The organism is Breoghania sp. (genome assembly GCF_030066895.1).
Taxonomy (GTDB): domain Bacteria; phylum Pseudomonadota; class Alphaproteobacteria; order Rhizobiales; family Stappiaceae; genus Breoghania.
Window position 1 is genome coordinate 50,426 of the sequence record NZ_JASJAV010000017.1, and the last position, 18,715, is coordinate 69,140.

At 61.9% G+C, this 18,715-nt stretch carries 22 protein-coding genes and 2 pseudogenes; 6 read left to right on the forward strand and 18 right to left on the reverse strand.

The features are described from left to right. Positions 1-3 precede the first annotated feature (3 nt). From QNJ43_RS16830 to QNJ43_RS16855, 6 genes are all read right to left on the reverse strand, one after another. Complete coding sequence (locus QNJ43_RS16830) at positions 4-1,305, reverse strand: thiamine pyrophosphate-dependent enzyme (RefSeq protein WP_300471741.1); 1,302 nt, start codon at positions 1,303-1,305, stop codon at positions 4-6. Positions 1,306-1,376: 71 nt separating this feature from the next. Then, on the reverse strand, positions 1,377-2,132 hold the full coding sequence (locus tag QNJ43_RS16835) for a hypothetical protein (RefSeq protein ID WP_300471742.1): 756 nt from the start codon (positions 2,130-2,132) through the stop codon (positions 1,377-1,379). Positions 2,133-2,166: 34 nt separating this feature from the next. Beyond that, a complete protein-coding gene (locus QNJ43_RS16840) occupies positions 2,167-2,943 on the reverse strand; it encodes an IclR family transcriptional regulator (protein ID WP_300471743.1) in 777 nt (258 codons plus the stop codon). 270 nt (positions 2,944-3,213) lie between these two features. Beyond that, positions 3,214-4,536: a TRAP transporter large permease gene (locus tag QNJ43_RS16845; RefSeq protein WP_300471744.1), complete on the reverse strand. Its 1,323-nt coding sequence runs from the start codon at positions 4,534-4,536 to the stop codon at positions 3,214-3,216. Between the two features lie 48 nt (positions 4,537-4,584). Further along, positions 4,585-5,133: a TRAP transporter small permease gene (locus QNJ43_RS16850; RefSeq protein WP_300471745.1), complete on the reverse strand. Its 549-nt coding sequence runs from the start codon at positions 5,131-5,133 to the stop codon at positions 4,585-4,587. Between the two features lie 22 nt (positions 5,134-5,155). After that, on the reverse strand, positions 5,156-5,995 hold the full coding sequence (locus QNJ43_RS16855; RefSeq protein WP_300471746.1) for a TRAP transporter substrate-binding protein: 840 nt from the start codon (positions 5,993-5,995) through the stop codon (positions 5,156-5,158). A gap of 10 nt (positions 5,996-6,005) precedes the next feature. Here QNJ43_RS16855 and QNJ43_RS16860 point away from each other — a divergent pair, with 10 nt between their 5' ends. After that, a complete protein-coding gene (locus QNJ43_RS16860; protein WP_300471747.1) occupies positions 6,006-6,221 on the forward strand; it encodes a hypothetical protein in 216 nt (71 codons plus the stop codon). Between the two features lie 968 nt (positions 6,222-7,189). Here QNJ43_RS16860 and QNJ43_RS16865 read toward each other — a convergent pair. Both QNJ43_RS16865 and QNJ43_RS16870 read right to left on the reverse strand, forming a co-directional pair. Then, positions 7,190-8,080, reverse strand: a pseudogene (locus QNJ43_RS16865) (membrane dipeptidase); the annotation flags it as partial. An 18-nt stretch (positions 8,081-8,098) separates the two neighbouring features. After that, on the reverse strand, positions 8,099-8,245 hold the full coding sequence (locus QNJ43_RS16870) for a hypothetical protein (RefSeq protein ID WP_300471748.1): 147 nt from the start codon (positions 8,243-8,245) through the stop codon (positions 8,099-8,101). A 348-nt stretch (positions 8,246-8,593) separates the two neighbouring features. On the opposite strand from QNJ43_RS16870, the gene QNJ43_RS16875 reads away from it, so the two are divergent. The 4 genes and pseudogenes from QNJ43_RS16875 (at position 8,594) to QNJ43_RS16890 (ending at position 11,269) form a co-directional block, all read left to right on the forward strand. Beyond that, entirely contained in the window at positions 8,594-9,154 is a 561-nt protein-coding gene (locus QNJ43_RS16875) for a hemolysin III family protein (protein ID WP_346433022.1), read from the forward strand. A 776-nt stretch (positions 9,155-9,930) separates the two neighbouring features. Then, entirely contained in the window at positions 9,931-10,227 is a 297-nt protein-coding gene (locus QNJ43_RS16880; RefSeq protein WP_300471749.1) for a hypothetical protein, read from the forward strand. A gap of 12 nt (positions 10,228-10,239) precedes the next feature. After that, positions 10,240-10,779, forward strand: a pseudogene (locus QNJ43_RS16885) (lytic transglycosylase domain-containing protein); the annotation flags it as partial. Continuing rightward, positions 10,712-11,269 (forward strand): tetratricopeptide repeat protein, encoded by a 558-nt coding sequence (locus tag QNJ43_RS16890; protein WP_300471899.1) that lies wholly within the window; start codon positions 10,712-10,714, stop codon positions 11,267-11,269. The pseudogene QNJ43_RS16885 and the gene QNJ43_RS16890, both read left to right, overlap by 68 nt. A 410-nt stretch (positions 11,270-11,679) precedes the next feature. On the opposite strand, the gene QNJ43_RS16895 is transcribed toward QNJ43_RS16890, so the two are convergent. From QNJ43_RS16895 to QNJ43_RS16905, 3 genes are read right to left on the reverse strand one after another with little or no spacing between them, the layout of a single operon-like run. Continuing rightward, positions 11,680-11,817 carry a hypothetical protein gene (locus QNJ43_RS16895; protein WP_300471750.1) on the reverse strand — a complete coding sequence of 46 codons (138 nt, stop codon included), beginning with the start codon at positions 11,815-11,817 and terminating at the stop codon, positions 11,680-11,682. Positions 11,818-11,841: 24 nt separating this feature from the next. Beyond that, on the reverse strand, positions 11,842-12,531 hold the full coding sequence (locus QNJ43_RS16900; RefSeq protein ID WP_300471751.1) for a hypothetical protein: 690 nt from the start codon (positions 12,529-12,531) through the stop codon (positions 11,842-11,844). A 36-nt stretch (positions 12,532-12,567) separates the two neighbouring features. Next, positions 12,568-12,822 carry a hypothetical protein gene (locus QNJ43_RS16905; protein ID WP_300471752.1) on the reverse strand — a complete coding sequence of 85 codons (255 nt, stop codon included), beginning with the start codon at positions 12,820-12,822 and terminating at the stop codon, positions 12,568-12,570. A gap of 833 nt (positions 12,823-13,655) precedes the next feature. Between QNJ43_RS16905 and QNJ43_RS16910 the strand changes: the two genes are divergently transcribed. After that, positions 13,656-13,829, forward strand: coding sequence for a hypothetical protein (locus tag QNJ43_RS16910; RefSeq protein WP_300471753.1), 174 nt, complete (start codon positions 13,656-13,658; stop codon positions 13,827-13,829). 184 nt (positions 13,830-14,013) lie between these two features. Here QNJ43_RS16910 and QNJ43_RS16915 read toward each other — a convergent pair whose 3' ends face one another. The 7 genes from QNJ43_RS16915 to QNJ43_RS16945 form a co-directional block, all read right to left on the reverse strand. Continuing rightward, complete coding sequence (locus QNJ43_RS16915; RefSeq protein ID WP_300471754.1) at positions 14,014-14,622, reverse strand: hypothetical protein; 609 nt, start codon at positions 14,620-14,622, stop codon at positions 14,014-14,016. 214 nt (positions 14,623-14,836) lie between these two features. After that, on the reverse strand, positions 14,837-16,534 hold the full coding sequence (locus QNJ43_RS16920; protein WP_300471755.1) for a cyclic nucleotide-binding domain-containing protein: 1,698 nt from the start codon (positions 16,532-16,534) through the stop codon (positions 14,837-14,839). 18 nt (positions 16,535-16,552) lie between these two features. Then, complete coding sequence (locus QNJ43_RS16925; protein WP_300471756.1) at positions 16,553-16,690, reverse strand: hypothetical protein; 138 nt, start codon at positions 16,688-16,690, stop codon at positions 16,553-16,555. Further along, on the reverse strand, positions 16,681-17,112 hold the full coding sequence (locus tag QNJ43_RS16930) for a hypothetical protein (RefSeq protein WP_300471757.1): 432 nt from the start codon (positions 17,110-17,112) through the stop codon (positions 16,681-16,683). The genes QNJ43_RS16925 and QNJ43_RS16930 overlap by 10 nt, the downstream gene beginning before the upstream one ends. A 93-nt stretch (positions 17,113-17,205) precedes the next feature. Continuing rightward, complete coding sequence (locus tag QNJ43_RS16935; protein ID WP_300471900.1) at positions 17,206-17,349, reverse strand: multiheme c-type cytochrome; 144 nt, start codon at positions 17,347-17,349, stop codon at positions 17,206-17,208. A gap of 60 nt (positions 17,350-17,409) precedes the next feature. Next, positions 17,410-17,568, reverse strand: a complete 159-nt coding sequence (locus QNJ43_RS16940) for a hypothetical protein (RefSeq protein ID WP_300471758.1) — start codon at positions 17,566-17,568, stop codon at positions 17,410-17,412. A gap of 61 nt (positions 17,569-17,629) precedes the next feature. Continuing rightward, the gene (locus QNJ43_RS16945; protein WP_300471759.1) at positions 17,630-18,664 is read right to left on the reverse strand and encodes a 2Fe-2S iron-sulfur cluster-binding protein; all 1,035 of its coding nucleotides are present in this window, start codon (positions 18,662-18,664) and stop codon (positions 17,630-17,632) included. Between the last annotated feature and the right edge of the window lie 51 nt (positions 18,665-18,715).

Sequence of the window (18,715 nt, forward strand, 5' to 3'; positions counted from 1 at the left end):
CCGTCACACCCCCGCCATGGCCGCGATGACACGGCTGCGCAACCCGTGCAGCCTGCGCTCGAACCAGCCCGCATTATGAATGCGCGCCGCCCGGTAGAAGGAAGGGTACAATACCGCCGCGTGCGCCATCTCTCCGCAAAGCCCACAGGCCATGCAGTCCTGCTTCACTTCCGCGATCGGGTCCTTGCGCAAGGGATCGGGATTGGCGCGCACGCCCAGGCTCGGGCAGCCGGAAAGCCGGATGCAGGAATGATCGCCGGTGCACACCTCCGCATCGACGCCGAATTTCGCCTGTTCCACCCGGCGGCCTTCCTTCAGGACCTTGGCCTTTTCGGACCATTCCCGCCGCTGGCGGGCCAGCATGAATTCGCCGTCGGCGATGATAACCTTCAACCCCTTCTGTGTGGTGGTGAAAGCCTCCTTGAGGGTCTTCACCATCATCTCCACCGAATAGGTGCGCACGGTCTTGAGCCGTTTGACGCCGAGCGCCTCCAGCTTTGTTGCTATCTTTGCGCCGGTGCCGAAGATCTCGGAATGTTTTGACGACGGGATCACCTGCTGGCCGGTGGTCGAGGTGTAGCCGTTGTTCATGATGATCAGAACGCCATCGCCCTTGTTGTAGAGATTGGAGGCGACACCCGTCTGCAAGCCGTTATGCCAGAAGCTGCCATCGCCCATGATGGCGAGCGAGCGCCGCTCCTGCATCGGCGTCACCGCCGCCATGGAGGCGAGCGACAGGCCGTAACCGAGGATGGAATTCCCCTGGTTGAAGGGCGCAAAGGTTGCGAATGCGTGGCAGCCGATATCGGCGGATACATGCACCTTGCCGACCTCGCGCTCCGCCAGCTTGATCGCGCCGAAGACCGGGCGTTCCGGGCAGCCGGTGCAGAAGATCGGCTGGCGCGGGGGCAGGGGGGCTTCCATCAGTGCTCCGGCTGCTGCGCGCACACGTTCCATCCGCTCCATGCGTTCTCGCACGGTCTCCAGATCGAGGATATTACCGCCGTTTTCGGTGAAATAGCGGCCGAGTCCCGAAGCCAGAACCTCGCCCGTATATTCGCTCACCTCGGGCAGATAGTTCTTGCCATCGATGCGCGTGGAAAGCCCGGCATCGACGATGAAGCACAGTGCCTGCTGCTCCATGTAGGCGGGGTTTCCCTCCTCGAGGATGAGCACCCGGTCCTTGTCGCGCGCAAACTCGACGATCTCGTCGGGCACCAGCGGATAGGTCATGTTCAGACAGAGAATGTCGATATCTGAGCGCCCGTCATCGTCGGCCAGTCCCATCTCGCGAAGCTGGCGCAAAACGGTGTTGTAGAGCCCGCCTTGCAGAACGAGGCCGAAGCGGCTGGTCTTCGTGCCCGCGATCCGCTCGTTCAGGACGTGTCGCGGATATAGGTCCGTGCGGCGGGAATGCGGTCGGCGACCTTGTCGGCCTCCTGCGAATAGATGACCGGAGGGTGGGCGAGGCGCGGATAGAAGAACTCCGCCGGATCCTTGAACTTCGTGTTGGTGCCGTGGTCGGGCACCGTGTTGTCGCGTGCCGCAAATTCCCCCTGAACATGGCAGGCGCGGATGCGCAACTGCATCATTGCGGGCATGTGCGAGGCTTCCGAGAGCGCAAACGCATGCTCCACCATGTCGACCATCGAGGTCAGGTTGGGGGGGCGGGGATCGACCGGCAGCAGCGCCGATTTCATGGCGTAGGCGTAGGTGCGCTCCTGAATGACGCTCGCCCCTTCACTGAAATCCTCGCCGATGACGACCAGCGCACCGCCGGTGACGCCGGTGGAAGCCAGGTTCGATAGGGCATCGGAGGCGACGTTAGTGCCGACGATGGATTTCCACGTCACCGTCCCGCGTACCGGATAGTTGATGGAGGCCGCCAGCATGGCCGCGGCCGAGGGCTCGTTGGCACACGATTCCGCATGAATCTCCATCTCGCCCATGAGGTCCTTGGCCGATACCAGTACGTCGAGAAGATGCGAAACCGGCGCGCCCTGATAACCGCCGACATAAGAGACGCCCGATTGCAGCAGTCCCTTGGTGATGGCGAGAATGCCCTCGCCGCGAAACGTGTCGCCCGCGCCAAGGCGCAAAAGCTCGATCTCACTCTCAAAAGTGCGTTCCATTGCGGCCCTCCCGCGTGCCGACGAAAAGGGGACGTCAGCCCGTTCGCGCGATATCCGTTCCGTAGAGAATGTCGATGAGATCCCGAGCGCCTTGCTTCAGCGCCGCATGAGCCTGTTGCAGCGCCTCGTTCTTGATGCGCGCGGCGGGGCCGTAGACCGACAGGCCGGTGACCATTCGCCCGTCCGGCCCGATCACGGGAACGGCGATGGTGCGCAAGCCCTCTTCGCGCTTGCCGTCATTGATGGCGTAGCCCTGTTCGCGCGCGGTCGCGATTTCGCGTTCGAGCGCTGTCCGATCGGTGATGGTGCGCTCCGTCAGCCCAACGAGCGGCATCCCGTCCAGCGCCCGCGTGAACTCGCGTTCGTTGAGGTGGGTAAGCCAGATCTTGCCCTGCGAGGTGCGATGGGCCTCCAGCCGCATGCCGGGGCGCAGATCCACGAAGAGGTGGCGCTTGGGCACGGTCGTGGCGAGACAGACCACCACGCCGCTCTCGAACACGGAGGCCATGGCGCTTTCATTGACGGTCTCCGCTACCCGGTCCAGCACCGGCTGCACGATATCGGCCAGCATCTTGTGCGAGGTCACCCACCGCGCCAGATCGATGAAAAGATAACCCAATCGGTACATGCCGCGCGAAACCGGCACCAGCGCGCCGGTCGCCGCCAGTGAATGCAGAAAGCGATGGGCGGTCGCGTTGTTGAGCGACAACTCCCGCGCAACCTCACCCGCCGTCAGATGCGGACGCGTTTCGGTAAAGAGGTCGAGAATCGCGAAGGCGCGCGCGACCGAGTTGTTGTGTTGAACAGCCATTTCCCCTCAGCGCCGCGTATGCGTTGCCTGCCTTTGGTTTTTGGCGACAGGCCTCTTGTTGTTCTGAACAGTGCCGTTGCGGAAAATCATTGTCAAACTTTTAGTGAAGTACAAATTTCAATATATGAAATAGCGATGTTAAAACACTTGTTTCCATTGCAGTTACTCTGTCGGAAAAGCTCGATATTGGCGCTTGAGAACTTCGCGAAGCTGTGTGCCCTTGGCAAAGGGCAGGCGCCAGCTCGCGAGATGTCGCGGGCCCCTTGTCGATCAGCTCAGAAGATGCGGCAGGAACAGGATGATCGTTGGAAAGCAGATCAAGAGGGCCACGCGCACGAGTTCCGTCAGGAAGAACGGGAACACACCCCGGAACGTCTGGATCATCGGAACATCTCGGGCCAGCGCGTTGATGATGAACACGTTGAGCCCCACCGGTGGCGTGATCAGTCCCAGTTCCACCACCACCAGCGCGATCACCCCGAACCAGATCTTCAGCGACTCCTCGTCCATGCCGAAATCGAGTCCGGTCAGCACCGGCCAGAAGAACGGGATGGCCAGCAGGATCATCGACAGACCGTCCATCAGGCAGCCCAGAATGATGAGCGCGAAGAGCAGAAGCAGCAGGATGACGTAAGGATGGAGCCCGCTGGCGAGCATGGCATCAGCCGCCGCCTGGGGCACCCCGCCGCGTGCTAGGAAGATCTTCAAGAGTTCCGCGCCCAGCAGGATCAGATAGATCATGCCGGTGGTCTTGGCGGTGTCGAGAATGGCGGCGATTAAGCTCGCCCCGTTCATCCGTCCGTGCGCCAGTCCGTAAAGCGCGACGAGTAATGCCCCGACGGCCGCAGCCGGCGTCGGGTTGAACGCACCGGCATAGATGCCGCCGATGACCAGCACGAAGATCGTCAGGACGGGGACGACTGCGATGGTCGCACTTCGTCGCTGCTGTGCCGTCAGCGTATCGCCCACCGGTCCGGCTGAGGGGCGGAGCCAGCAGTAGATGGAGATGGCGATCATGAACATCACCATGGCCAGTAGGTCCGGCACCAGCGAGGCCATGAACATGGTGACGATATTCGCCTCCACGATGATGGCGTAGATGACCAGCACCACCGAGGGAGGAATGAGGATGCCGAGCGTGCCGCCCGCCGCCAGCGTGCCGGTGGCAAGCGAGGGCGCGTAGTTGAGGCGTCTGAGTTCCGGCAGCGCCGCCTGTCCCATGGTGGAGGCGGTGGCGAACGAGGAGTCGCAGATCGCGCCGAACCCGGCGCACGTGGCCACCGCCGCCATGGCGACGCCGCCTCTGAACCGTTCAAGCCAGGCATTCGCGGCGTTGAAGAAATCGCGCGACAGGCCGATCCGCGAGGCGAAATTGCCCATCAGCACGAACATCGGCACGACCGAGACGTCGTAGATGGAGAACTGTGCGTAAGCGAGGTCCTTGAGTTGGTAGAGCACGATCTGCGGACCGGACAGGATTGCGGCGGCGCCGAGACCGACGACGATCATGGAATAGGCGATGGAAACGCGGATGACGATAAGCGTCAGAAGGACGCCCAGACCGCCCAATCCGATGAAGAGACTGTTATCCATCGTGTTGCAAGAGCCTTCTTTGGGCTGAGAGTTGGAAAGCGCGTCGAACTAGAGCGACGACGAGGCGGGGCGGGCGATGTCCCTGACGGCCTCCGCGAGGGTGATCGCGGACGCGATCGCCAGCAGGACTAGCGAGAACAGGATCGGCGGGAAGACGGACCAGATCGGCACTTCGAGGATCGGCGTTACCTCGTTGTACTGCCGGTAGTAAGCCATGCCGTCATACATGGTGGTGACGAGCAGCACCGCGAAGGCGCCTGCGATCAGTGACGAGATGAACTTGAAGACGTCGACCAGCCGGGGCGAGGCCCAAGCGGTGAAGATGTCCACCGTCACGTTCGCGCCGGTGAGCTGGCAGAAGGGCAGGAAGGCAAAGGCGGTTACCGCCACGCTCAGTTCCACGAGTTCGAAGTCGCCGGGAAAGGGCTTGTCGAAGACAAAGCCCGAAATGACGCTCGCCGTGGTCATGAGAACGAGGGCGATGATCAAGAATCCCCCCAAGATGGACCAGTATCGGATGCCGGTGCGGGCGAGCCCGACAAGGCTCGCCCCTCTAGTGCCGGAACCGGTTGTCCCCTTGGTATCCGGATCTTTCATTGTCGTTTTTCTTTTTGCATCGTTATTCTTCGTCGGCGTATTTGGTGATCGTGGCGCGCGCGGTCTCAACCAGCTTGCGCCCGTCGATGCCCTTGCTCTCCACATCCGCGATCCAGTGTTCGACCACCGGTTCCAGCTTTTTCTTGAAAGCCGCAATTTCCTCGGGCGAAAGCTCGATCACCTCGTTGCCGGCTTCCTTCAGAGTCTCTTCGCAGCCGACTTCCGACTGCGTCCAGATCCGTCCGACTTCCCTGGTGAATTCCACACCGGAATTGTCGTCGATGGTCTTCTTCAGAGCGTCGGGCAGGGACTCGTATTTCGCCTTGTTCATGGCGATGACAAAGGTCGTGGTGCCGAAACGGATGCAGCCCTGACCTTCGGTCTGGTACTTGGTGAGTTCCTGGATCTTGAGCGGACGGACGATTTCGAAGGGGATCAGAGTCCTGTCGACCACCTCCCTGGAAAGGGCCTGGGGAAGATCCGGAAACGGCATGCCGACGGGGTTCGCCCCCAGCGCTTCCAAGATCCAGGCGCCGGTGCGCGAGGGGATGCGCATCTTCTTGCCCTTCAGATCGTCCGGCGTTCTGACCGGCGTATCCACCATATGGAACGCCTGACCTGCATGGACGTGCAGCGTGATTACGTGCATGTCCTTGAATTCCTCGGCCAGCATGCCGTTCTCAAGCATCTCGCGCATGGCGAGATTGGTGGCGACCAGGTTGTTGGTGTGGATGAAGGGCAGCTCGAACACTTCTGAGCGCGGGAACTGACCGGTGGTGTAGCCGAGCACGGTCCAGATGATGTCCACCACGCCATTGCGCACCTGACCCACGAGCCGCGGCGGCTTGCCGCCCAGCGACATGGAGGGATAGGTGTCGATCTTGATCTTGCTGCCCGACGCATGCCTCCATGCGCTCGGCCCACGGCACGAGCATCTTCGCGTGAGCCGGCGATTTCGGGCCGAGCAGATGATGCAGTTTCAGCGTCACGTCTGCAACGCTTGCGCTGCCCGCGACGCCGAACGCCATGCCGACGGCTGCAGCCATCGCAATGAGTATACGGAATTTCATGTTTTCCTCCCAGAATAATCAGTTGTAAGCGGCGATTTTGCACTCCCCTCCGCGACGATGGCGTGAAGTGACCGTTTCCTCCGAGTGCCGAATACGAGAAGTACTCTTGCATTCGAGCAATACCACGTCAATTTATTTGTTTTGTAATTCGTGTTTTAAATGATTTAATATTTAAAAAAAGTTTGTGAAATAGGAGAAATATATCGTTGTGTTGGGAATAATTTCTTATCTGCCGAAATAGTCTCTGCGTAATATTGCAAAATATGAAATACGCATTGGAGCATCCCCCCAGCAAGGGGAACGATCGTCCCGCGTGGCTCCCGGCTCGTGGCTCGCAGCGCGTGGCGGGAAGGGGCATGATCGCGGGGCGCGCGACGATTCGAGATCTGCGGGCCGAAGCGCATCGGCGCATCGACAAGAACAAGCGGGGGCTGCTGCCGTCTTGTGGCAGACTGGAAACGAATGGGGCTGGATCGCATACACACCATTGCCGATCTGCACCTGCGCGCGCGACGTCGCGTTCCGCGCATGGCGTTCGATTTTCTGGACGGCGGCGGCGGAGAAGGGGTTGGCGGTTGAAGAGAACGAGACGGCTCTGGCGCGCCTGAAGCTCCAGCCGCGCACCTTGCGGGACGTCTCCGTGCGCACGCAGGCGGTGGATCTGTTCGACCGCAGGCGCTCAGGTCCCCTCGGTATCGCGCCGATCGGCTTTGCCAACGTGATCTGGCCGCACACGGACACGATCCTGGCCCGCATGGCGCAGGAAACCAGCATCCCCTACATAACTCTCCACCGCGGCCTCCACCAGCATCGAGGATATTGTCAAGGTCGCCCCCGATGCCTGGTCTCAGCTTTATGTGTCCGACAGCGACAAGATCGCCCTCGACATGCTGGCGAGCGCTCGGCACGTCGGGATCAAGGTCGTCGCTCTGACGGTCGACGTGCCGTTGCCGGGGTGTCGCTACCGCGATATGCGCAACGGCTTTTCACTGCCGTTGAGGCCGTCTTTTGCCAATGTGGCCGACTTTCTCCGCCGCCCGGCCTGGATCCCGGAGACGCTGCGCCGCGGCACCCCGACATTCGCCAACTATGCCCCTTATCTCACGAAGGGGGCGGATTTCGTTCGGCACCATGCAGCCGTCGAAATCGGGGCCGATGGCGACGTCCTCCGGCCCGAGCTTTTCCACCAGATGATCGACATGGCGCACCATCGTCTCCAGCGGCGTATCCGGATTGAAGGCGCCGTCGTCGCGCAGAAACGCCACATGGAAATTGAGCCCGACCACGCCACCGGTTTCCGCGATGGCCTCAAGCTGGCGGTCGGTGAGATTGCGTGCGGAGGGGCACACGGCATGGGCGTTGGAGTGGGTGGCGATAAGCGGTTTCGTTGCCATGCTCGCCGCATCCCAGAAGCCCTTTTCGTTGAGATGCTAGAGATCGACCAGTACGCCCAGCTTCTTGCAGGCGCGCACCAACTCTTTGCCGGCGTCCGTCAGTTCCGGTCCCGTATCGGGCGAAGAGGGGCAGCACATGGGCGCGCCTTCGCCGAAGATATTGGCTCGGCTCCAGACGATGCCGAGCGAACGCAGGCCTTCCGCGTAGAGCTCTTCCAACGCCTTGAATTCGCTGTCGATCGCCTCCGCGCCCTCGATATGCAGCAGCATGGCGATGCGTCCGGCCGCCATTGCTTCGCGGATCTCGGCGCTTGAGCGGCAGATCGACACCGCGTTCGGCCGCTCCGCCTCGATCGCCTTTGCCCGGGTGATCAGGCGATGTGTCATGTCGAGGGCGGACGACTGGCTGAGGCGGTCGAAATTGGCCGGGTCGTTCGGCCGGTACTTTTCGCTCGAGGTTATCTGCGAAGGCACGAACATCGCGAAGAACCCGCCTGCAAATCATTCCGCATTGGCGCGCGGCAGATCGATATGCCTGTTGGCGCTGCGCTCGAAGAGAGAGCGCTCCTTGTCCGTCTCCGTATCGAGTTCGAGCCGCAAAAGAGTGGTGTTATGGCCGTCGAAAACGGTGATCGGAGAACTGGTCATTGGGTGTTCTGATGGTTTCCGCAGGCGCGGGCAGAAGGAGAGCGAACCTGTTACGCCTTCGCTATGTTACATCTTTGTTTCGCCCTAACGGCGTGTCCCCATAAATGAGGCTGGAATGGGGATGCGATCGTGCGGTCGGAACCCTTGATGCGGCCTGTTCTTTCTCCGCGAGGTCATCGCCGACGACGCGAAGGTGTCGAATTTATATGCGATATTATATAAATGCCGAGCGCCATCCCGGCGCAAGCCTTGATTGCAAGGCTTCGTTCTTAACGGAAATGTCGTGGCTCTCCACTATTCTCATCAACGGGAACCGCGAGGGTAACAGGCGGAATTCGGAGCGGGAAAATGACGTATGATTGGGCGCATATTGTCTCCTGGCATGAGGATCGGCTGGGACGCATCGCCGATGCTGTGGTGCATTTCATCGGTCTGGCGCTGGCGGCAGGCGGTGCTGCGGTGTTGCTGGTTCATGCCTTCGGCGTTGCCGAACTGGCAGCCGTCTGCATCTATGTCGTCGGGCTGATCGCGGCGCTGACGGCCTCCTCGCTCTATAACATCTGGCCGGTCTCGCGGGCGAAATGGATCTTGCGCCGCTTCGACCATTCCGCGATCTTTCTGTTCATCGCGGCGACCTACACGCCCTTTCTCGCACAGATGCCGACCGGCGCGCTGACCATCGCTCTGACGGTGACCGTCTGGGAGCTTGCCGTGGTCGGGATCATACTCAAGTTGGCGTTGCCCGGCCGGTCCAACCGGATCGCCGTCGTCAACTATCTGGCGCTCGGCTGGTGCGGGGTGGTCGTCTACCCGACCCTCAGCGCGGCGCTGCCCGTCTCCACATTGTGGCTCATCGGGATCGGCGGCGGGCTCTATTCCTTCGGCGTGGTCTTCTATGCCTGGGAGTAGCTGCGCTTTTCCAAGGCGATCTGGCACGTCTTCGTTCTGGCCGGGGCCGCCTGCCATTTTAGCGCCGTCTTCGACAGCCTGCTCTATCTGCCCCATGTCAGCTGAGACGCGGATGGGCCCAGTTCTCGGCCTCGAAGATCCGCCCCGGTTCCCCCCATGATTTCATTCCCGCCGCTTTGTCGTAGTAACGCTACGTAAAATTTGGTACGCTCCGAGCATTGCTTTTGACGGGCGATGCTTTTGCATTTTGCTTAATGAGAGCAAAGTTCATGCGCCTTGGTTCTTTTTATATGTTATTTTTCCCGATCCGAGAAAATCGGATCGACATAGCAGGGTGACATTGACGAATGCGTTGGCAACGCGCTCCCGCACCCCGACAGGGCAGGAGACGGCGGCTGTGATTCGGGAAGCACGCACCTTCCACCGAACTCACGACGAGCTGGTTCTCCCCCATCTTCGGCGCCTGAGCGCAGGGGCCGGGTTGTATTTGGGAGATGATGGGAAAGACGGGGTATCCATTCCGGGTAGCGGTTCTGTCAACCGTGACAGCGTCTCCGAGGGGACGGCCCGGAGGCGGCTACCATCGAATCTCTTTCTTTGTCCGCCGTTTCTTCTCCTGTCCACACACCTTGCGTTTTCAATCGGCTGTGACCTTGTTGCGATCGAATGGATCGGCCCCCTTTTCTAAGCTTCGCCGCAACTGGTGTTCCTTGCGTCTTATGTGGAGGCATCGGCGGGTGAAGGCGGCGTGACAAGGGCATTTCGCGACCGCGCTCGTGCTCGCACTCGGATTGACGGGCCTTGCTCCTGAGGGCCGGGCACAGGATCCGGATGCGTTTCGTACCCTCGATGCCGCGGCTGCAAAACCCGAGACGGCGGTGCTCGACGAGGTGCGGATCGCGCCGTTGCCCAAGTCCGTTTCCTTCCCGCAAGTCGAAGATCTGTGTTTGTCCGTCGATAACGGTGAAACCTCTGCCTTTGCATCCCGCATCTGTTCCCAGATCGAGCGTCAGGTCCGCGCAAACTATCTGCCGCCGGCCTTTCTCGCCAAGCTCATCTGGAAGGAAAGCTGATTCGCCCCCCACGCCATCAGCCCAAAGGGGGCGGAAGGGATCGCCCAGTTCATGCCGGAAACGGCGGCGCGCTGGGGCTTGAGCAATTCGTTTGAGCCGATGGAGGCGATTGCGGCCTCCGCCACGTTGCTGGGACACCTGGCGCGGGCGTTCGGCAATCTGGGGCTGGCGGCGGCCTATAATGCCGGGGAGCGCCGGGTCGAGGCCTATCTGGCGGGACGGTCCGGCTTGCCTTTCGAGACGCGGGACTACGTTGCCTCCATCACCGGAGTGTCGGCGCGTGCATGGAAGGAGGAGCGCCACAAGGTCATCGACTTCAAACTCGATGCCGCGCGCCCGTTTGGTGAGGCCTGCGTGGAATTTCCCGTCCTGAAGGCGTCGCTGAAGAAGGCCTTCGCCAACACCTACTTCAATCGCGGTTTGGCGCTGACGGCCAAGGGGGTCGTTTGCCGAGGCGATCGATTGCTATTCGGTCGCCATCCGGCTGAAGTCGGATTTCCCGCACGCCTACAACAATCGCGGCATTGCCTATCGCCGGATGGGGGACTATGAGCATGCGCTTGCCGACTATGACGCCGCGATCCGGCTGAAGTCCGATTACGCCAATGTTTACAACAACCGGGGTTACGTCCGGCGCAAGCTCGGCCGCTATGCGGAGGCGATTGCGGATTACGACGCGGCGATCCGCCTGAAGCCGGGCTATGTGACCGCGTTGTTCAACCGCGGCTATGCCAGGGCGCGGCTTGGGCAGGATATCGAGGCGATCGCGGATTATTCGCGCGTGCTGAAGATCGCTCCAGATGATGTACTTGCGCTCTACAACCGGGCGGCCTCGCGGGTGAAGATCGGCAAGCTGGAGGCCGCGCGCGCGGATCTCGACCGTGTCATCGCGCTGCAACCGGATCTGGCCAAGGCCTATCTCCGCCGCGCGCTCGTGCTGAGGAAATTGGGACGGGAGAAGGCAGCCCAGGCCGACTACCGCAAGGTCGTCGCGCTGAAAGAGAACTACGCCGCAGCACGCTTCGCCCGGCTGTTCGAATAGGCGGGGAGGGGAAGGCGTTGCGGGTGCCCATCCTTCGAGACGGCGCTCGCGCGCTTCCTGAGTGTCCAGCACGAAAACAATATCGGTTCATCCGCAATACTCTCCATTCGTCATCCCGGCCCCGAGCCGGGATCTATTCCGTGATTTAGCGCCATGGAATGTGGTTGGATTATCCCACAATATCAAAATGTTACCGAGATGAAGGATCACGGCATGGATTGCCGGTCGGAGCCGGCAATGACGAAAGAAATGTGGCTGGAGTAATGCAACACCATTTACACGCCGAACGCTCAGGATGACGTTATCGTGTTCTTATCTCAGAAGAAGCGCGCCCCACACGGTAACGTCATCCTGAGGAGCGCTCGCAAGAGCGCATCTCGAAGGATGGGCCACAACCACCATCCCGCGCGTCACGGCAGCTTCGTCTCGATCATCGGCCGTTCGATCTCGCTTGCATGATAGGCATGGCAGAGCGTGCAGGACTGCCCCGCGCCCTCCGGCGTGTGACAGGTGGCGCAAAGCGTTTTGTCGACGGCTTGAAGATGCACACAAAGACCTTGGGATCGAACGCCTCATAGGTTTCGGTGAATTCTCCGCTGCCGCCGGGTGCCAGTGCATGACAGGCAAGGCAGCCCCTTGTCACCGACGGCGGAGAGATGCGGTTCGTGCGAGAAGACCGTGAACCGTCCCCGCACCCGGTCGCTGGAAAATCCGTGCCATTTCAGATGACGCGCGCCGTTATCGTCATCGATGCTGTGACATCGGGTGCATCGGCCCACCGCTCTGTCGGGCGAGAGCTCGTTGAAAATGGGAGCCAGCAATGTTTCCTGCGGTGTGGCGAAGGCGTGTCCCAAATAATCGAGCCAGGTGCGCAGAAAACGGTCGGCGTGCCCCGTCGGACGATAGCGGATCGTGAAATCCTGCCGATACCAGCCGCCGAATTCTGCCCAGGCTTCCGGATTGAACGGTTCGGTCTTGTACTGCGGTGTCGCCTCTGTGGTCTCGTTCTCGTCGGAAGTCGGAGTGGAGAGAATATCGGCCCCGGGTTCTCCGCCCGGAATGTTTGCGTCATCTCCGCCGAGAATATCGCCGCCGCCTTCATTGAGAATTCCGGCGTCGGCGGGAGCATCGAGAATGGATATCTCCGCTCCGTCGCCAGACAGAATGTCGTCTTGCGGGGCTTCTTCCGCGGCCTTCTCCGGAGCGGAAGGGGAGGGCTCCTCGGGGGCTGGCGGAATGAACCCCTTTGTCGGCTCGTCCATGGCGTGGTGGGCAAGGTCGTCACGGAGATCCGGGAATCAGTCGCGATTGGCGCTGCGGATGACGTTATGCGCGATCACGCCGGAAAGACGGGCCATTTCCTCATGTCCCATCGGCGCGGCCTCGCTCGTCGTGTCGCTGAGCGCCATCGTGTCGGAAAGCTGCCGGTCCTCCAGCCGCGCAAACAGCGCCTTGACGGCCCTGGCAAACGCCGCGACGCACTCCATGTCGTCCTCGCTCGCGGTGCGCAGGTCGAGAAGATCAAGATCGGCCACCCCCGCCGTCGGGTCCATGCTGCCTGTCCGCTTGAGAGAAGAAGCAGTAGGAAGGGCGTGATCCCGGCATCTGATTGACGGGGCCAGCTGCCGATATCGATCCCGCGTTCTTCAAGCGTCAGCAGATCGAGCCTCGGAACGGCAAGAAAATCGATACCCTTCGGGCCGGCCGCCCGCGTCGTGCCGAGAATGTCGCCGTCATGGCAGCTCTGGCACATTACCTCGTAGGAGCGCGTTTCCATGTAGCGGCGGTCGGGTCCCGACTCGTGGCAGCTTGCGCAGGACTCCGGTGCGCCGGATGCCCCGTCCCTGGCCGTCACATCGGGGAAATGCTTCGAGATGTGGGATTCGTGGCCAAAGATGATGCGCGTGCGCCGGTTGAACGGATAGCCGTCGAAGGGCGGATGCGAGCCGGAAAAGGACGTGAACTGCTTCACATGGCACGACTGGCAGCGTACATCGGAAATCGTGGTGAGGTCGTGATCCGCGCCCTGATGGTCCGCGTGACAGGTCGCGCAGAAGATTTCCGGCTGCCCCGTCGCCTCTGTTGGGGAGGGCGTCGCAAACCAAAGGGCGATGGATCCAGCTTTCACCGATGCCGTCGTCGGCCCTTGCGGCTTCCGTGAGCCGGGCAAGTTGCGCGACCGGTTGCGTGTGTGGCGTGAACGGATCGGAGTCCACATCGTGACAGGTGAGGCAGAGCTTCGAATTCGCTTGTGGCCCGGTTTCGGCCACGAAACTGTGCAGGAAACCGAACGCTCCCGGCCCAAGCCCCCCGCATGACAGCTCGCACACTCGCTCTGGCTCGCATGCGGGTCGGAAAGCGGCCCGGGCATCAGCCATTGGCTGGCGTGCCCGCCGCCGATGAATACCACGACCAGCCCGACGGCCAGCGCCGCCGCCCAGCGCGCGATGCGGCCGCGTCTGGCGCGCAAGGAAAGCTGTGGGCGGCACGGTTCAATGCGGATCGCGCAGGTGTCGTCCGGCAACGGACCGTGTTCGCAGGGATCTCCGTCCTGTTGTGAGCGGCGGCAGTTCCAGCGGCCGTCCTCCATGTGGGGACGGCAGACGCCTGAGGCCCGGCAGAGGCCATGCGCATCGGGGCCGAGCGTGCAGGGATGACCTTCGCCAAGATGGCCGCAGACCCACCTTTCCTGCGGGCGCTGGTAGCGGCTCTCGCGAAAGCCGAATTTCTGCAGGAGCCGCATGTCACGCCACCCCCGAGGAAAAGGCATAGGCGATGACGATATGTGCGACGATCACCAGCAGCATTGCCCAGCTTGCCGGAATATGCAGGAACAGCCAGAGCTTCAGCAGTTCGCCATTCGCGTACTGGAAATCGAGATTGTCCTTGGCCTCGACAAGCTCGCGAAGCCGTATCAGCCGCGCTTTGCCGTCCTCATCGAGATAACGCTCGATGGAGGAAAGCTCGCCCAGCATGTGGGAGGCGGGCAGGTTGGAGGAAAGGAGATGCGCGGCGATGTTGCGCGGGCACGCGAAATAGGCGGCGAGCCGGTCGGCATAAAGCTCAACGATGGAGACGGTGTTCCCGTCGCGAACGGAATCGAGCGCGATCGCTCCCGCCTCTTCCGCCAGTTGTCGCCGGAAGACCGGAATGCGCTCGAAGATGATCCGTTCGCCGTGCTCCTCAAGGTGCAACGGTATGGGCTTGCCGAGAAGCGCCCCCACGCATCCGCTTGCCGCCACCAGCATGAACAGCGTCCACAACAGCCATTCCATCGGCGCATCGGACAGCCCGTAGCCGGTGTGGACGAGAAAGGCGCTGAAACAGGCGAGCCCCAGGTAGGTGTGCAGCATATCCAGCCGTGCACCCGGCCGAGCGGCAGCAGTATGACGCGTTTTCTGAGTGTCAGCAGCATCAGCCCGGCGATGGAGCCCGTCAGCACCCAGCCGTTGAAATATTGCGGGTCGCGAAGGGCAATGTCCCAGCCCCGGTCGAGAAACCAGAACACGGCGAAGACGATGGCCGCCAGCGCCAGCCCGATGCCCACCCGCCTGTTGAACAATCCGCTCATGCCAGCCACTTCATCAAGAATTTGGTGTCGCGGATGTTGATCCGTGTCAGCGCATCGTGTGGGCAGGCCTGGGCGCAGGCCGGGCCGGTGAGCTGATCGAAACACAGATCGCACTTGGTCGCCCGCGCGATCGTCTGGCCCTCCCAATCTGCGATCCGCTCACCGTCCCGATCACGGATATCGATCATGCGGATGTTGTTGTAAGGGCAGTAATTGGCGCAGGTCGCGCAGCCGATGCAGATCCGGTCCTGGATGACGACGGTGCCGTCTATGGCGCCTGTCGGGTAGCCGATCAGGCAGATCGGATCGGTGCAATGCATGCAGGCATTGACGACCATCGCATTCTCGAACGTGTAGCCGTGGCGCACGAAACGCGGATTGTTGTGGTGCGCGGTCGCACAGGCGCGTACGAAATCGTCGCAACCGAAACAGCGGTCGATATTGATCACCATGGCGTTCTCGCCGTTGATGAAGCGGTGATCGACGAAGAAATCCATCATGCCCTGGCGCATGGTTTCGGTTTCGGCCGATAGCGCAGGTAGGGTTTCCGGTTTCAGCAACCGGCCGGGCAGGTTCGGCAGAACCAGCCGCCTGACCAGATGGGTGGGTATGCGGATGATGTCGACATAGCCGATGGCGTGAAGGCTGGCGCGATGTTCTGGCCCGCGCTCCTCTTGTGCCGCGGCGATCCCCTCCAGCCCGAACGTGTCGTTGCGCGACAGGTGGCGTACCGTGCGTGCGCCGTGATCCACCCGTTCGGAAACCCGCGCAAAGCCGCTGTTGATCAGCAGCAGGCCGTCGACATGATTGCCTTGGGCGCAGATCTGCGGTTCCTCGTCGATGATCCCGCCGGAATCGGCCCCGTGCGTGGCGCGGGCGCGCTTGAAGCGTTGGGTCCAATCGAAATTGCTGTAGGTCTCGAACAGGGAATGAGCGGCGATCTCGTCGAGCGCGGCCGTATCGAGATGGTCGAAGAGCGGGTATTCCTGCAACCGGGTGACAAGCCCGCGTTCGTGGTAAAGACCGTCGATCTGCTGGCGGAAGACTGGCGACCAGTCGTGGATTTCCCGCAGGCCCTGCCAACGCAGCTCGAATAGAAGCGTCTCGTCCTCAGCCACGAAGACGCTGGCGCTCCTTGGGCTGCGGGTCAGCGCTGCCAACTCGCCGAACATCTGCGGCGCATCCAGACGGAAGCTTGAGCCCTCCGCCTCCAAAGCGTCAATATCCTCCACCGTGCGTGGATCGTGGCCGTGGTAAGGGGCGTACTGATAGCCTGCGCGGGTGCAGCGCGGCGGGCGATATTCCGGCGGCTTTCGGCGTTCGCTCAGGAGACGCAAGGCACGCAGCCAAGAGGGACGTCGACGCGGCCGCGCAGCCCGCGTGTTCTTCGGCGCGGCCGCCAGACCGACGATCGAGCCCTCCAAAATGACGAACAGCGAATTGCCGTAATCGCCCTTGCGGATGATCGTTTGTCCGCGCTTGAACCGTCGCAACCGGCCGTCATTGGCGATGATCGCCTCTAACGGCAGCCAGGCGGGAAAATCGCGCGCGCTCACATGGGCAAAGGCGGGCAGCTCGAGAATGCGCGCCACCGTCTCTGCTTCGAGCGCGGCCTCACCGAAAGGTTCGTTCCAACGCCTGTTGCGGGTGTCGGGAGCCGGGGAGGTTAAGGGTGCGGAGGAGGGGGGAGTCATGGCCACTACCGGCACCGATCAGTTCGACGCCGTGCCCTTGTACTTGTCGGGGGTAGGCAGGTACTTGTCGACCGCCGCGAATTTCGAGCCGTCATAGGCATTGGCGAATTTCAGGCCGAGCACGGGAATCTTGCCCACCGCCTCGCTCAGTTCCACCTCGTTGTTGAGCTTGAGGCCCGGCGCCAATCCGATCTTGGTGATTTCCAGAAGCTCCGGCGCTTCCGGCAGGAGCTTGGCGAGCTGCGCCATGATCTTGCGCGCCCGGTCCGCGCGCTTGGCCCCATCTTCACCGCGTAATCGGCCTTCTGCGTCGCCTTTGAGACGCCGATCAGCGCGGTCTCAAGCTCCGCGATACGCCCGATGATGAACAGCATGCGCTGGCGTTCGGTGGAGGCTGCGGGATTGGAGGCGCCCTTGTTGTACCAGGTGTTGTGGCGCACCTCGCCCTGCGACCAGGCGACGAGTTCGAACGCGCTTCCCGCCGCGTGTCCGCCCACGTTGACGAGCTTTTCGTTCGGTGCCAGATGGCAGGAGAAACAGTTCTTGGCGAGCGTGTAGGTCATCGAGGGGCGGATCATGCTCGCGGCCTCCGCCTTCTCCCAGCTAACCTTCTCCTCCTCGGCCGTTTCCTGCCCTTCCTTCTTGCCGGAAAAGCCGGAATGAAGCTTGTATCAGTTCTTCGCCGAGCCGTGACAGGACTCGCACGAAATCCCGGCGATCGCCTCCGGCTTGCCGCCCTCAAGCTTTTCGGTGAAATGACACCCCAGGCACGCGCTGTCGGCCTTCAACCGGCGAATGCCCATCTTGGTGGCGATCTCTTCGGCCTCCTTGGAGCGCGGAAGATCGCGGAAGGTGGTGAAGTGGTGGGTCTTCTGTCAGATGGCAGCTTCCTTCTTGTGGCACTCCGCGCATTCGTTCGGCCCTACGACGAGCGCCGGGTCTTCGGCACGCACGAGCCCGGCGCTGAAGCAAAGTGCCGCAACAGCAAAAACCAGAGCAGCGAGCCAATCGGCCTGGCCGCGCAAAAAGCTCAAGTTTCTCATTTCAATTCCCCACCTCTTCGGGTCCGCCCGGCGCAATCGATCCCCTCGCGCGTCAGGCATCCAGAACCAGATCTCCCTCGGGACAGGCGATGCACAAAAGTGCGGTGCCTTCGGCTGGTTTGGTGACGTAGCTCACCCGGCCTTCTCTCAAGGCCGTGGTGCAGGTGCCGCAATTACCCGCCCGGCATCCGGCATTGACGCGGACGCCGTTCGCATCCGCCAGTTCCAGCAGCGTGCCGTCCGCCTCGTTCCAGGTCAGCGTCTTGCCCGAACGCGCAAACCGCACGCTGACACCGGAACGCGCGCCTGCGGCCGGTTCGCCGTGCGTCACGGTTTTCACCGAGGTCGGGCCGAACTCCTCGAACCGGATGTCCTCCTCCGGCACGCCCCAGTCTTCCAGCGCGGTCGTGATCGCCTCCATCATCGGCGGCGGTCCGCAGACATAGAATTCGTAGTTGGAGGAGCCGAGCGTCTCCTTCAGCACGTCGAGCGACAGCTTGCCCTTTCGGTCGAAGGCCCGGGCTGCTTCGCATTCCGGCGTCGGCGCGCTGAACAGCGTCACCGAATGAAAATGGCTGTTGCCGGCGATGATCCTGTTGATCTCCGCCCTCAGCGCGATATCGCGGCCGCTGCGCACCGCATAAAAGAACCAGACTTCGCGGTGGGTTTCGTTCGTCGCCAACCATTTCAACATGGAAAGAACTGGCGTCACTTCGACGCCCCCGGCGATCAGCACCACCGGTCGCTCGGACTGGATGTCGAGATGAAAACCGCCATTGGGGGCTTGTACGTCGAGAACGTCGCCGACCTTCAAAACGTCGCGGAAATAGCAGGAGGAAAGCTCTCCGGGCGTATCCTCTTTGCCGGGCGGCGGATCGAGCCGCTTGATGGTGACGCGATAGCGATCGCGCACTGTCGGCGTGTCCGACAGCGAATAACAGCGCACGACAGGCTGCGGCCGATCGGGGATCTGCAGCTCGAACGTGAGGAACTGGCCGGGCAGGAAGGGCGGCAGCGCGCCGCCGTGATGGGGCTCGAGACAGAGGGAGGATATCGCCCGCCTCGTTCTCAACCCGCCGCTCGACAATGCGGAACTTGTGCTTTCCCGCCCAGGTGAGCTGGGTGCGCACGCGGTCGG